We start from the raw sequence: 13795 nt of genomic DNA on the forward strand, positions 1-13795 counted from the left end.
GGGGGGAGGAGCGTGCCGGACGGTGGGGAGGGACGCGAACGGCGCCGGTCCGGACGCACCCACGGATGGGTACGACCGGAACCGGCGCCGTACGGACGCTAGTCGTCCTGCTTGACCGAGAGCTTCTTGCCGAAGCGGGCCTCGAAGCGGGCGACACGGCCACCGGTGTCCAGAATCTTCTGCTTGCCGGTGTAGAACGGGTGGCACGCGGAGCAGACCTCGGCGCGAATGACGCCGCTGGTCTCGGTCGAACGAGTGGTGAACTCGTTGCCGCAGGTGCAGGTGACGTGCGTGAGCACGTAGTCGGGGTGAACGTTGGGCTTCAAGGGGATCTCCTAGAGTTCGGGAGGGCACCGGGTCGGCAGCTGACAGCCGCACGTGAACCGGGACCGACGGACCAGTCTGCCAGGACTGGGCGCATCTTCCCAAACCGGGTTGCGCCCCCGGGTATTCCGCCCCCGTTGGGAAGGCCTCAGCGCTTGGCCCGGGAGGCCTTCGGGGTCGGGGTGGCCTGGGCCGGGTTGGCGGGCTGCTCGGCCAGCACCGAGGCGGGGACCGGCTGGTCGGCCTTGAGCGCCGCCCAGAGCTGGGTGGCCCGGGGCTCGGCCGGGACCACCCGGTTGACGTCGCTGGGGGCCGTGACGACCGGCAGGGTGACCATGCCCAGCTCGTCCGGCCCGATGCCCTTGAGGCTCTCCGCCAGGCCCATCAGCGCGCTCACCGAGGCCAGGTCGGAGTCGGTGGTGACGGACTTGGTGAGCTTGTCGGCCACCGAGAACAGCTTGGCCGGGTTGCTGGTCAGCCCCAGGCTCTTGGTCTGGGCCATGACCGCCTTCACCATCTGCTTCTGCAGCTCGATCCGGCCCAGGTCGCTGCCGTCCCCGACCCCGTGCCGGGTGCGGACGAAGGCCAGCGCCTGCTCGCCGCCCAGGTGGTGCGCACCGGCCTCCAGGTGCAGGCCGCTGTCCTTGTCGTCGATCGGCACCGTGGTGGTCACGTCGACCCCGCCGATGGCGTCGATCAGGCCCGCGAAGCCGGCGAAGTCGATCTCCACGTAGTGGTCCATCCGCAGCCCGGTGAGCTGCTCGGTGGTCTTCACGGCGCAGGCCGGGCCGCCGGCCTCGAAGGCGGAGTTGAACATCGCGCTCTTCGCGGCGGGCACCGCCTTCCCGGCGGCGGAGGTGCAGGCGGGGCGGGACACCAGGGTGTCCCGGGGTATCGAGACCACCTCGCCGCGGCTGTGGTCCTGGTTGACGTGGACCACCATCGCGGTGTCGGAGCGGGCGGTGCCGTCGGTGTCCCCGCCGGCCAGGTTCCCGTTGGCGCCGCCCCGGGAGTCGGAGCCCAGCACCAGCACGTTGAAGGAGCCGTCGGTCGCGGCGGGCGGGCGGGCGGTGCCCAGCTGGGCGTCGATGTCGACGCCCTTGATGTTGCCGTCCAGCTTCCAGTACGCGTACCCGGCGGCTCCGCCGCCCAGCACCAGCAGCCCCGCGACGCTGCACACCACGGTCCGTCGTAGTCGGACCTTGCGGGAGAGGATCTTGCGTCGGTGCTCGGCCATATCGCCTCTCGTCCTCACTCTCAGGGGGGCTCTGGTCGGTATGACCTCAATCCGAGCATAAGCGAACCGGATACCGATAAGTCCCTTTCTTAGAACCGCCTGAGAAGACGCGAGAACCCCGGGCCGCGGTTGCGGTCCGGGGTTCTCGGTGTGCGGATGATCAGTCGGAGCCAGGCGTGCTCTTGGCGATCTGCATCAGGAACTCGGCGTTGCTCTTGGTCTGCTTGAGCTTGTCCAGGAGCAGCTCCATGGCCTGCTGCGAGTCGAGCGCGTGCAGCACCCGGCGGAGCTTCCAGGTGATCGCGAGCTCCTCGCTGCCCAGCAGGATCTCGTCCTTGCGGGTGCTGGAGGCGTCCACGTCCACGGCCGGGAAGATGCGCTTGTCCGAGAGCTTGCGGTCGAGCCGGAGCTCCATGTTGCCGGTGCCCTTGAACTCCTCGAAGACGACCTCGTCGGCGCGCGAGCCGGTCTCCACCAGGGCGGTGGCGAGGATGGTCAGCGAGCCGCCGTTCTCGATGTTGCGCGCGGCGCCGAAGAACTTCTTCGGCGGGTAGAGCGCGGTCGAGTCGACACCACCGGACAGGATGCGGCCGGAGGCCGGCGCCGCCAGGTTGTAGGCGCGGCCGAGGCGGGTGATCGAGTCCAGCAGGATGACCACGTCGTGGCCCAGCTCGACCAGGCGCTTGGCGCGCTCGATGGCCAGCTCGGCGACGACCGTGTGGTCCTCGGCCGGGCGGTCGAAGGTCGAGGAGATGACCTCGCCCTTGACCGACCGCTGCATGTCGGTGACCTCTTCCGGACGCTCGTCGACCAGGACGACCATCAGGTGGCACTCGGGGTTGTTGGTGGTGATCGCGTTGGCGATCGCCTGCATGATCATCGTCTTGCCGGTCTTCGGCGGGGCGACGATCAGACCGCGCTGGCCCTTGCCGATGGGCGAGACCAGGTCGATGATCCGGGTGGTCAGGATGCCCGGGTCGGTCTCCAGCCGCAGGCGCTCCTGCGGGTAGAGCGGGGTCAGCTTGCCGAACTCCGGGCGGTTGCGCGCCTGGTCCGGGTCGGTGCCGTTGACGGAGTCCAGCCGCACCATGGCGTTGAACTTCTCGCGGCGCTCGCCGTCCTTGGGCTGGCGCACCGCACCGGTGATGGCGTCACCCTTGCGCAGGCCGTTCTTGCGGACCTGGGCGAGCGAGACGTAGACGTCGTTCGAGCCCGGCAGGTAGCCGGAGGTCCGGACGAAGGCGTAGTTGTCGAGGATGTCCAGGATGCCCGCGACGGGGATCAGGACGTCGTCGTCGTTGACCTGCACCTCGGCCGGGCCGGCCTCGAAGCCGTCGCGGCGGCTGCTGCCGCTGCGGCCCCGGCGGTCGCGGTAACGGCCCCGGCGGCCGCGGCGGCCGTCGCCGAACTCGTCGTCGTCGTAACCGCCCTGGGCGGCCTGCGGCTGCGACTGCTGCTGCACGGCGGGCTGCTGCTGACGGCTCTGCTGGCCACCGTCCTGCTGCTGGGTCTGCTGGCCGCCCTGCTGGCGCTCGCCGCGCTCGGGGCGGTCCGCGCGGTCGCGGCGGTTGCGGCGCTCGCGGCGGGACTCGCGGCTCTCGCCGTCCTGGCCCTCGGCCACCTCGGTGCGCTCGCCGCCCTCGCGGCGGTCGCGCCGGTCACGGCGGTCGCGACGGGTGTCGGTGCGGGCCTCGCCGTCGGCGGTGCGGGTCTCGGTCCGGGCCTCGGCGACCACGGTGCCGGCCTCGGGGGCCTCGGCGACCGGGGCGCCGGCGGCCGAGGTGGCCCGGCGGCGGGTGCGCTCGGTCCGGGCCGGGGCGGCACCGGTCTCGGCGGCGGCCTGGACCGGGATCTCGATCTGCGCCTGCGGCTCGGCGGCCGGGGCGGCAGCGGCGGCCTTGGCCGTGCGGCGAGCGGGCTTCTCGGCAACGGCCGGGGCCTCGGCGGCGGGCGCCTCGGCAGCGGCGGCGGCCTTGGTGGTCCGCTTGGCGGCCGGAGCCGCCGGTGCGGCGGCACCGGCGAGCAGCGGGTCGCCGCCGCTCTTCTCCTTGATGGCCTCGATCAGCTGGCTCTTGCGAAGGCGTCCGGTACCGCTGATCCCGAGGGTCGAGGCGAGCTTCTGAAGCTCGGCAAGCACCAGGCCGTCCAGGCCCGCGGCAGCGGTACGACGGCGCCGCGCCGGGGCCGCGGGGGCGGTGGCCGCGTCCGACGCCTCGGCGTCCGGGCGCGCGCCCATCAGATCGGTGGAGTCGCTCACTAAGGGTCCTTCCCTGGAGCGGACGTCGGCCTGTCTGGCTCGGCGACCGGTTGTGCTGTCCTGACCAACGCTCGACTGCGTCGGTCCGAGGCGGTGATCCCCCGAATGGCGCTGCCAGTCGGGGAAGAGCTGTGATGTGCACTGTGGTGCGAAGTGGCGCGGGCCTGGCTTCGTGCCGACCCCGCTGCCCGCGATTCCCGGGCCCCCGTCGCGTGTCGGCGACCGGGCCCCATCCGGGCGCGGTGCTACGTGGGAGGCCGCGGGAGGGAGTCAGGTGCCGTCACGGCTTCGGGATACGGCCGCATCCGCGCAGGCAGGCTGCGTACGCGCTGCGGAGGGTTCCCGGAGGATCGTGGTCCCGTTCGGCCACGGCCCCACTCGTGCGGACTGGCCGCAGCTGTGGGAGGGCGGGATCGGGACGCGGCGCACCGCACCCCGGAGGGCACCTGGTGCAGCAATGAGGTTAACACTACCGACCCCCTGACACATTCCCCGGCCCTGTTCCCGTCAATCGTGTCCGCGCGGACGAACCGCTCAGCCGTCCAGCGGCAGCACCTGGGTGCCGCCGGCGTCCAGGTCGAGCCGGTGCGCGGCGAAGTCCGGCCCGGCGAAGGAGAGCAGCTTCTCGGCCCCGGCCTCGTCCGCCAGCGCCAGCACGGTGGGACCGGCGCCGGAGATGACCGCGGGCACGCCCTCGGCGCGCAGGGCGCCCACCAGGGCGGCGCTGCCGGGCATGGCGGAGGCGCGGTAGTCCTGGTGCAGGCGGTCCTCGGTGGCGGCCAGCAGCAGTTCCGGACGGTTCGTCAGGGCCTCGACCAGCAGGGCCGCGCGGCCCGCGTTGACGGCCGCGTCACCGAGCGGGACGGTCTTCGGCAGCAGGCCGCGGGCGGTCTCGGTGAGCACCTCGGTGGAGGGGATGAAGACCACCGGGACGACCCCGGAGGACGGCTCCAGGCGGACCGCCTTGGCGGACTCCTCGTCCGTCCAGGCGATGGTGAAGCCGCCGCGCAGACAGGCCGCGACGTTGTCGGGGTGGCCCTCCAGCTCGGAGGCGAGGGCCAGCAGGGCGTCGTCGTCCAGCGCGGACGGGCCGCCGATGGTGACGGCGCGGGCGGCCACGATGCCGGCGCAGATGGCGGCGGAGGAGGAGCCGAGGCCCCGGCCGTGCGGTATCCGGTTGGCGCAGACGACCTCCAGGCCGCGCGGCTGGCCGCCCAGTCGGTCGAAGGCGGCGCGCATCGAACGGACCATCAGATGCCGTTCGTCGCGCGGCAGGGAGTCCGCTCCCTCACCGGCGATGTCCACCGAGAGGCCGCTGTCGGCCACCCGGACCACCACGTCGTCGTACAGGCCGAGGGCGAGTCCGAAGGCGTCGAAACCGGGGCCGAGGTTGGCACTGGTCGCGGGGACCCGGACCCGGACGGCGGCAGCACGGAACGCGGGACCAGCCATGGTGGTGGGACTCTCCTGAGGGATGACGGCCCGGTTGGGGGGCGGGCCTGCGGTGGTACGTCTGCGGGGGCCTGCGGTCGGCGGCCCCGACGGGCGGGCACGGCGCACGGCACGGCCCACTGCGGTCCAGACTATCGAAGACAGGTTCCAGAGCGGTACACCTCGTACCCCTCCGATCTGCCGTGTTGCCGAATCTGGCCGGAAATTGTGCGGCTCCGGGCACGGAACGGACACGCGGGCCGACCCCCGAAAGGGTCGGCCCGCCTGTTGACGCGGCGTCAGTCCAGCAGGCCCAGGCGGCGGGCGGCCGCCTCCGGGTCGATCGGGACGATCTGCGGCTGCGGCGCGCCGGCCACCGCCCAGTCCGGGTCCTTGAGGCCGTTGCCGGTCACGGTGCAGACGATCCGCTGGCCCGGGTCGACCAGGCCGGCCTCCGCCTTCGCCAGCAGGCCGGCCACCGAGGCGGCCGAGGCGGGCTCCACGAAGACGCCCTCCTGGGAGGCCAGCAGCCGGTAGGCGGACAGGATCTGACGGTCCGTCACCTTGTCGATGAGGCCGCCGGAGTCGTCCCGGGCGGCCAGCGCGTAGTCCCAGGAGGCCGGGTTGCCGATCCGGATCGCGGTGGCGATGGTCTGCGGGTTGAGCACCGGGGCGCCGTCCACGATCGGGGCCGAGCCGGACGCCTGGAAGCCCCACATCCGCGGGGTGCGGGCGGCCAGGCCGTCCTTGGCGTACTCGGTGTAGCCCTTCCAATAGGCGGTGATGTTGCCCGCGTTGCCGACCGGGAGGACGTGGATGTCGGGGGCGTCGCCGAGCATGTCGACGATCTCGAAGGCGGCGGTCTTCTGGCCCTCGATGCGCACCGGGTTCACCGAGTTGACCAGGGCGACCGGGTACTTCTCGGAGAGTTCACGCGCCAGGGTGAGGCAGTCGTCGAAGTTTCCGTCCACCTGGAGGATCTTCGCGCCGTGCACCAGGGCCTGGCCCATCTTGCCGAGCGCGATCTTGCCCTGCGGCACCAGCACGGCGGAGACCATCCCGGCCCGCACCGCGTACGCGGCGGCGGAGGCCGAGGTGTTGCCGGTGGAGGCGCAGATGACGGCCTGGGCGCCGTCCTCCTTGGCCTTGGAGATGGCCATGGTCATCCCGCGGTCCTTGAAGGAGCCGGTCGGGTTGGCGCCCTCGACCTTGAGGTAGACCTCACAGCCGGTGCGCTCGGAGAGGACCTGGGCCGGGACGAGCGGCGTGCCGCCCTCCAGCAGGGTGACGACGGGGGTGTCGGCGGTGACCGGCAGACGGTCGCGGTACTCCTCGATGAGCCCGCGCCACTGGTGGGTGTGACCGCTCTGGACTACGGCGTTCATGGTGCTTCCCTACTCCCCTTCAACCCGCATGATGCTGGCCACGCCGCGCACGCTGTCGAGTGCGCGGAGCTTGTCGACCGTCGCCGACAGCGCGGCGTCGGTGGCGCGGTGGGTGACCACGACGAGCGAGGCGTCGCCCTCGCGGCCCTGCTGGCGGACGGTGTCGATCGAGACCCCGTGGTCGGCGAAGACCGTGGCGACCTGGGCGAGCACGCCCGCGCGGTCGTCCACGTCCAGGCTGACGTGGTACCGGGTGATCACCTGGTCCATCGGCTTGGCCGGCAGCTGGCTGTAGACCGAATCACCCGGACCGGTCGAGCCGTTGAGCTTGTTGCGGCAGACCGCGACCAGGTCGCCGAGGACCGCCGAGGCGGTCGGCGCGCCGCCGGCGCCGGGGCCGTAGAACATCAGCCGGCCGGCCGCCTCGGCCTCCACGAAGACCGCGTTGTACGCCTCGCGGACGGAGGCCAGCGGGTGGCTGAGCGGGATCATCGCCGGGTGCACCCGGGCGGTGACCGACTCGCCGTCGGCGGCCCGCTCGCAGATCGCCAGCAGCTTGACCACGCAGCCCATCTCCTTGGCGGAGGCGATGTCGGCGGCGGTGACCTCGGTGATGCCCTCGCGGTAGACGTCCGCGGCGGTGACCTCGGTGTGGAAGGCGATGCCGGCCAGGATCGCGGCCTTGGCGGCGGCGTCGAAGCCCTCCACGTCGGCCGTCGGGTCGGCCTCGGCGTAGCCGAGCGCGGTGGCCTCCTCCAGCGCCTCGGAGTACCCAGCGCCGGTGGAGTCCATCTTGTCCATGATGAAGTTGGTGGTGCCGTTGACGATGCCGAGCACCCGGTTCACCTTGTCGCCGGCCAGCGACTCGCGCAGCGGGCGGATCAGCGGGATCGCACCGGCCACGGCGGCCTCGTAGTAGAGGTCGACGCCGGCCGCGGCCGCCGCGGCGTGCAGCTCGGTGCCGTCCTTGGCGAGCAGCGCCTTGTTGGCCGAGACCACCGAGGCACCGCTCTCGAAGGCCTTGAGGATCAGGCTCTTGGACGGCTCGATCCCGCCGACCACCTCGATCACCACGTCGATGTCGCCGCGGCCGACCAGGGCCTCGGCGTCGGTGGTGAGCAGTTCCTCGGGGACCCCGGCGCGGGCCCGGCCGGCCCGGCGGACCGCGATGCCGGCGAGCTCGACCGGAGCGCCGATCCGCGCGGCGAGGTCGGCGCTGTGCGTCGTCATGATGCGCGCCACCTCGGAGCCCACCACACCACAGCCCAGCAACGCCACCTTCAGCGGGCGCGTACGCATCATCCGACTCCGCTCTGCTTTCTCGGGGATTCCTGCGGGCTCTTGGGACGGCGGTTGCCGACGCCCGCAGGGTATTCGGTCCGTACCAGTCTCCGGGACCAGCCGCACGGATCTACGGCCGGTCCATGATCTGAGACGAAGATTTCTCTATCCGATATCGAGACGCAGGAGATCGTCCTCCTTCTCGCGCCGGACGATCACCCGGGCCGAGCCGTCCTTGACGGCCAGCACCGGGGGCTTGAGGGCGTGGTTGTAGTTGCTCGCCATCGAGCGGCAGTAGGCCCCGGTCGCGGGCACCGCGATCAGGTCCCCGTCCGCCAGGTCGGCGGGCAGGAAGGCGTCCCGGACCACGATATCGCCGGACTCGCAGTGCTTGCCGACCACCCTGACCAGCATCGGCGCGGCCTCGCTGGTGCGGGAGACCAGGGCCACCGAGTACTCGGCGTCGTACAGGGCGGTGCGGATGTTGTCCGACATCCCGCCGTCGACGCTGACGTAGGTGCGCAGACCGTCGAGGGGCTTGATCGTACCCACCCGGTACAGCGTGAACGCGGTCGGCCCGACGATCGCCCGGCCCGGCTCGACGCTCAGCCGAGGGGCCGTCAGCCCGGCCGCCGCGCACTCCCGGCGGACGATGTCCGCCAGCGAGGCGGCGATCTCGGCCGGCGAGCGCGGGTCGTCCTCGCTGGTGTACGCGATCCCGAGGCCGCCGCCGAGGTCGATCTCCGGCAGCTCCACCCCGTGCTCGTCCCGCACCTCGGCCAGCAGGCCGACCACCCGGCGGGCGGCCACCTCGAAACCGGCCGTGTCGAAGATCTGCGAGCCGATGTGCGAGTGGATGCCGCGCAGCTCCAGGCTCGGGTGGGCCAGCGTGCGGCGGACCGCCTCGGCGGCCAGGCCGCCGTTGAGGGAGAGGCCGAACTTCTGGTCCTCGTGCGCGGTGGCGATGAACTCGTGGGTGTGCGCCTCGACGCCGACCGTGACCCGGATCAGCACCGGCTGCCGGACGCCCTGGCGCTCGGCCACGGCGGCCAGGCGCTCGATCTCCTGGAAGGAGTCCAGCACCACGTGCCCGACGCCCGCCTTGAGCGCCTGCTCCAGCTCCTCGGTGGACTTGTTGTTGCCGTGCAGCGCGATCCGCTCCCCCGGCATCCCGGCGGCCAGCGCCACCGCCAGCTCGCCCGGGCTGCACACGTCGAGGTTCAGCCCCTCCTCGTGCAGCCAGCGGACCACCGCCTTGGAGAGGAACGCCTTGCCCGCGTAGTAGACGTCCGCCCCCGGGCCGAACGCGTCCCGCCAGGCCCGGGCCCGCTCGCGGAAGTCGGCCTCGTCCATCACGTAGGCCGGGGTGCCGTGCTCCGCCGCGATCGCTTTCACGTCCACCCCGCCCACGGCGACGACGCCGTCGGCGCCGCGCGAGACGGTGGACGACCAGACCTTCGGGTCCAGCGCGTTCAGGTCGGCCGGGGGCGCCAGGTAGTGGCCCTCGGGCAGCACGTCCCCGTGGCGGGGACCGGCGGGGTGGGCGGAGCGGCTCATCTGCTTTTCCTTACGAGGAGGGGCGGTGACGTGTCCTGACGGACCGTCACCGCCCCCTGGATTCTCGGGGGTTGGTGCGTCTACATCCGCTCGGGCGTCGAGACGCCCAGGAGCGTGAGCCCGTTGGCGATGACCGTGCGCGTGGCGTCGGCGAGCCAGAGGCGGGCGTGCGTGAGGTCGGTGACCTCCTCGTCGCCCTTGGGCAGGATCTGGCAGTTGTCGTAGAACCGGTGGTAGTCACCGGCCACGTCCTCCAGGTAGCGGGCCACGTGGTGCGGCTCGCGGAACTCGCCGGCCTGGGCCAGCACCCGCGGGAACTCGCCGAGCTGGCCGAGCAGGGCGCGCTCCCACTCAGTGTTGAGCAGCTCGGCCTTGAAGCCCTCGGCCGTGGCCTTGGCGATGCCCTTCTGCTCCGCGTTCCGCTGCACCGAGCACATCCGGGCGTGCGCGTACTGGACGTAGAAGACCGGGTTCTCGTTGGTCTGGCTGGTCAGCACGTTGATGTCGAGCGTGATGGTGGAGTCGGTGGGGTAGCGCACCAGCGAGTAGCGGGCGGCGTCCACGCCGATCCACTCGACCACGTCGTCGATCGTGATGATGTTGCCGGCCCGCTTGGACATCCGGACTTCCTGGCCGTCCCGGACCATCTTCACGAACTGACCGATCATCACCTCGATGTTCGTGTCCATGTCGTCGCCCGCGCAGGCCGAGATGGCCTTGAGGCGGTTGACGTAGCCGTGGTGGTCGGCGCCGAGCATGTAGACCGAGACCTCACTGCCGCGGTCCCGCTTGCTCAGGTAGTACGCGGCGTCGGCGGCGAAGTAGGTGGTCTCGCCGTCGGCCTTGATCAGGACGCGGTCCTTGTCGTCGCCGAAGTCGGTGGTGCGCAGCCAGATCGCACCCTCCTGGTCGAAGACGTGGCCCTGCTCGCGCAGCCGCTCGATGGACTTCTCCACCGCACCCGAGTCGTGCAGGCTCTTCTCCGAGAACCAGGTGTCGAAGTGGGTGCCGAACTCGTCCATCGAGCGCTTGATCTCGGCGACCATCAGCTTGAGGCCCTCGGCGCGGAACACCTGGACCTGCTCGTCCTCCGGGAGGTCGAGCACACCGGGGACGTTCTCCACCAGGACCTTGGCGATGTCGACGATGTACTCGCCGACATAGCCGTCCTCCGGCGCGGGCCGGCCGTTCGCGGCGGCCTGCAGCGAGGCGGCGAACTTGCCGATCTGCACGCCCGCGTCGTTGAGGTAGTACTCAGTGGTCACCTCGGCGCCGGTCGCCTTGAGGACCCGGGCCAGCGAGTCGCCGACGGCCGCCCAGCGGACGCCGCCGATGTGGATCGGACCGGTCGGGTTCGCCGAGACGAACTCCAGGTTGATCTTCAGGCCCTTGAGCGCGTCGTTGCGGCCGTACGCCGGGCCGGCCTCGACGATGGTCCGCGCCAGCTCGCCACGGGTGGCGTCGTCCAGCGTGATGTTCAGGAAGCCCGGACCGGCGATGTCCACCTTCGACACACCGGCGATCTCTCGGAGACGCCCGGCCAGTACCTCCGCGACGGCTCGCGGCGGCTTGCCGGCCGGCTTCGCGAGCTGGAGGGCCACGTTGGCGGCGTAGTCGCCGTGGTCCCTGTTCTTGGGCCGTTCGATCGTCACGTGCTCGGGCACGGCGACGGTCAGCTCGCCCGCCTCGATGGCGGCGCTCACTGCGGCCTGGACTGCCTGGGAGAGATCTGCGGGTGTCACGGGCCCCAGCCTAGGCGAGAGGGGGCCGGGGGCCGCACCTGGTTTGCCGGTTGAGACGTGCGCGCCGCCGTCGCGTTCGCTCTCGGCGAACGGTCGTCCGCCTGCGACTACTCCCCGAAACCGTGCGCGAACCGCTGCCGCCGGCCCGGGTCGCTCACCTTCATCGCCATCAACCGGCGCACCAGCGCCACCAGGTCCGCCGGATCGAAGGGCTTCCCGAGGTACCCGTCCACCCCCACCGACTGACCCTGCCTCAACTCGGCCGGGGCGCAGGCGCTCACGATCGCGATCGGCAGCCGGGAGGTCGCGGGCGCCGCCCGCAGCCGGGCCGCGGTCTTCAGTCCGTCGAGCCTCGGCATCATCACGTCCAGCGTCACCACGTCGGGCGCCACCCGGCGGACCACCTCCAGGCACTCCGCACCATCGGCGGCGGTCACCACCTCGAAGCCCTCAAGCTCCAGGTTGACTCTGATCAGCTGGCGGATCACCTCGCTGTCGTCCACCACGAGGACCCGCCCGGAGGCTCCTGACACCTCACCGAGGGTAGCCGCGCATCCACCCACCCGTCCGCCCTTTTCCCCACATCCGTCTCACCTTCCGCCGGCCCCCTCCCAAACCCGTGCACGGACCACTCCCCCGACCTGGTAACGTTCTCTCCGTCGCCGCAAGGGGACACAGAGCAGGCCCCCGTAGCTCAGGGGATAGAGCACCGCCCTCCGGAGGCGGGTGCGCAGGTTCGAATCCTGCCGGGGGCACTTCGCAAGAAGTGCACAACGCAAGGCCCGAGTTGACCATAGGTCAGCCCGGGCCTTCGTCGTTTCTAGTGCCATGCCGACTACGGCGCACATCCGCAGGCGAGCCACTCGGGGGCATCGGCTGCCGGACGCCATCCGGCTACGCCTGCAACATCGTCGGGCCACACTCCACTCGCAAGCAAGGCTTTGTGTATGAACATACGCCTGGACCCCCCTATTCTCACGACTGTGGTACAGTACTCCTGCGAATGAATGTTCGGGTCGTGGTGCACGATTCGGGAGACGGACACATCCCGAGGGCACAGCTATGCCCCGGGGCGCTTGTTATTAACAGAGGCACACACCGGGGCTTACCTGGTCATCGTAGCGCTCTGTCTCTCGATCGTGCAACACGAACCGTGGGGGGAATCACGATGCCGTGCGCTACTGACACTGAGATGGCGTTCATCAAGGTGACCGACGCCGGGCGGTACGCCAACCAGGCGACGATCTGCTCGGCCAACTGTCGGCAGGTCCTCGCCTGGTCCGACTGGGAGGCGGCCGTCGCGAAGGCGACGTACGAGCTGCTCCGGAATCTGGAGAACGTGCTGCGGCGTGCCATCTCCGACAGGCTGTCGACCCACTATGGGCGCGAGGACTGGTGGGATGCGCCTCGCCTGCTGCTGACGTTCAGCACCCGGAACCAGATCGAAACCGCCAAGGACAAGCTGCAGCGTGCCAGGATGTCGGCGACTCCGACCGCGATCCTGCGTGAGGTGCCGCTCGGTTTCTGGGTCTCCCTGCTGGGCAGTGGGCACGACTACGATACGCAGGTGTGGCGCCCGGTCAGCTCCGGATTCCCCGGCTATCGGGGCCCGCGTCGCCCGCTGCACGCCCGCCTGGATCATCTGCGCGTACTGCGCAACAAGGTGGCGCACCAGGACCGAATCGGGGGCCGCGATCTGGCGAAGGACCGAGAGTCGATCCTAACCGCGATCGGCTACGTGTCCGAGGCCGCGGCTCGTCGTGTCGAGGCAGCGGACACCGTGCTGCTGCAGTTGCTGGTGAACAAGCCCGAGGTCTGCGTCCGTCGTAGGGGAGGTAGCGCGTGAGGCCGCAGTCCGTGCCACTCGGCGAGCTCTGCGAGATCACAGCCAGCCCGTCCAGTGATCTGTTCTCCACCCTCACTGTCAGCACCGTGGGCACGCCGGTGGTGACTCCGGCTGACATCACTGGCACCCAGCGAATCAACACCGAGACGCTCCGCCGCCTACCGGATCAGCCGACCGGCGTGGAGCGGTACCGGTTGCGCCCCGGAGACCTGGTACTGGTACGTCTCGGCAATGTCGGCAAGGTCGCCTTGCTGGACGCGGACACGGACAACTGGGTGTACCACTCGTCGTGTATCCGCATCCGGCCGGGTACCGGGCGGGTCAACCCCATGTTCCTCGCCGCCTACCTCGCTCATCCGTCGGTGCTCGACCAGCTGCTATCCCACACACAGGTAGGCACGGTTCCGGTCCTCAACGCCGGCTCGCTCAGGGACCTACCGGTGGTGTTGCCCACGCTTGACATCCAGCAGACCGTAGCGACAGCACTCACCGAGGTAAGGGTACAGATGGACATCCAGCAGCAGATCCTGATCCGGCTGAACTCTGTTCAGCAGGGTCTGCTCACGCACGTGCTGGGCGATGAACTCACGGGGGGCACCACCTCCCGGCCGTCGGCGCTGCCCCTCGAACGCCGAGCCCCAAGAACTCGCCGTACCAACCGGATGTCATAGGCCACCCTAGGGTGGACCGATATGTCACAGGGCGCGCGCCCTGTGGGACGTGAAGCAAGAGGAG

At 70.8% G+C, this 13795-nt stretch carries 11 protein-coding genes and 1 tRNA gene; 3 read left to right on the forward strand and 9 right to left on the reverse strand.

The genetic code is table 11. The annotated features are described in order from the left end of the window. Positions 1 to 98 precede the first annotated feature (98 nt). The 9 genes from rpmE to ACZ6ZR_RS09960 all read right to left on the reverse strand — a co-directional run bounded on the left by rpmE (position 99) and on the right by ACZ6ZR_RS09960 (position 11747). Positions 99 to 326 carry a 50S ribosomal protein L31 gene (gene rpmE / locus ACZ6ZR_RS09920; RefSeq protein WP_465641220.1) on the reverse strand — a complete coding sequence of 76 codons (228 nt, stop codon included), beginning with the start codon at positions 324 to 326 and terminating at the stop codon, positions 99 to 101. 146 nt (positions 327 to 472) lie between these two features. Beyond that, positions 473 to 1561: an LCP family protein gene (locus tag ACZ6ZR_RS09925; RefSeq protein WP_465641222.1), complete on the reverse strand. Its 1089-nt coding sequence runs from the start codon at positions 1559 to 1561 to the stop codon at positions 473 to 475. Positions 1562 to 1721: 160 nt separating this feature from the next. Next, positions 1722 to 3818: a transcription termination factor Rho gene (gene rho, locus ACZ6ZR_RS09930; protein WP_465641224.1), complete on the reverse strand. Its 2097-nt coding sequence runs from the start codon at positions 3816 to 3818 to the stop codon at positions 1722 to 1724. 534 nt (positions 3819 to 4352) lie between these two features. Further along, on the reverse strand, positions 4353 to 5270 hold the full coding sequence (thrB, locus tag ACZ6ZR_RS09935; protein WP_465641226.1) for a homoserine kinase: 918 nt from the start codon (positions 5268 to 5270) through the stop codon (positions 4353 to 4355). Positions 5271 to 5548: 278 nt separating this feature from the next. Beyond that, positions 5549 to 6634 (reverse strand): threonine synthase, encoded by a 1086-nt coding sequence (gene thrC, locus ACZ6ZR_RS09940; RefSeq protein WP_465641228.1) that lies wholly within the window; start codon positions 6632 to 6634, stop codon positions 5549 to 5551. A 9-nt stretch (positions 6635 to 6643) separates the two neighbouring features. After that, complete coding sequence (locus tag ACZ6ZR_RS09945; protein WP_465641230.1) at positions 6644 to 7936, reverse strand: homoserine dehydrogenase; 1293 nt, start codon at positions 7934 to 7936, stop codon at positions 6644 to 6646. 144 nt (positions 7937 to 8080) lie between these two features. Further along, on the reverse strand, positions 8081 to 9472 hold the full coding sequence (gene lysA / locus ACZ6ZR_RS09950; RefSeq protein WP_465641232.1) for a diaminopimelate decarboxylase: 1392 nt from the start codon (positions 9470 to 9472) through the stop codon (positions 8081 to 8083). An 80-nt stretch (positions 9473 to 9552) separates the two neighbouring features. Continuing rightward, positions 9553 to 11214, reverse strand: a complete 1662-nt coding sequence (argS, locus tag ACZ6ZR_RS09955; protein WP_465641234.1) for an arginine--tRNA ligase — start codon at positions 11212 to 11214, stop codon at positions 9553 to 9555. A 107-nt stretch (positions 11215 to 11321) separates the two neighbouring features. After that, a complete protein-coding gene (locus ACZ6ZR_RS09960) occupies positions 11322 to 11747 on the reverse strand; it encodes a response regulator (RefSeq protein WP_465641235.1) in 426 nt (141 codons plus the stop codon). Between the two features lie 150 nt (positions 11748 to 11897). Between ACZ6ZR_RS09960 and ACZ6ZR_RS09965 the strand changes: the two genes are divergently transcribed. From ACZ6ZR_RS09965 to ACZ6ZR_RS09975, 3 genes are all read left to right on the forward strand, one after another. Next, a tRNA-Arg gene (locus ACZ6ZR_RS09965) sits at positions 11898 to 11969 on the forward strand. Between the two features lie 437 nt (positions 11970 to 12406). Next, positions 12407 to 13060, forward strand: a complete 654-nt coding sequence (locus ACZ6ZR_RS09970) for a hypothetical protein (protein WP_465641237.1) — start codon at positions 12407 to 12409, stop codon at positions 13058 to 13060. After that, on the forward strand, positions 13057 to 13731 hold the full coding sequence (locus ACZ6ZR_RS09975) for a restriction endonuclease subunit S (RefSeq protein WP_465641238.1): 675 nt from the start codon (positions 13057 to 13059) through the stop codon (positions 13729 to 13731). Before ACZ6ZR_RS09970 ends, ACZ6ZR_RS09975 begins: the two co-directional genes overlap by 4 nt. The last annotated feature ends 64 nt before the right edge of the window (positions 13732 to 13795 follow it).

Source organism: Kitasatospora sp. NPDC088742 (assembly GCF_055584905.1).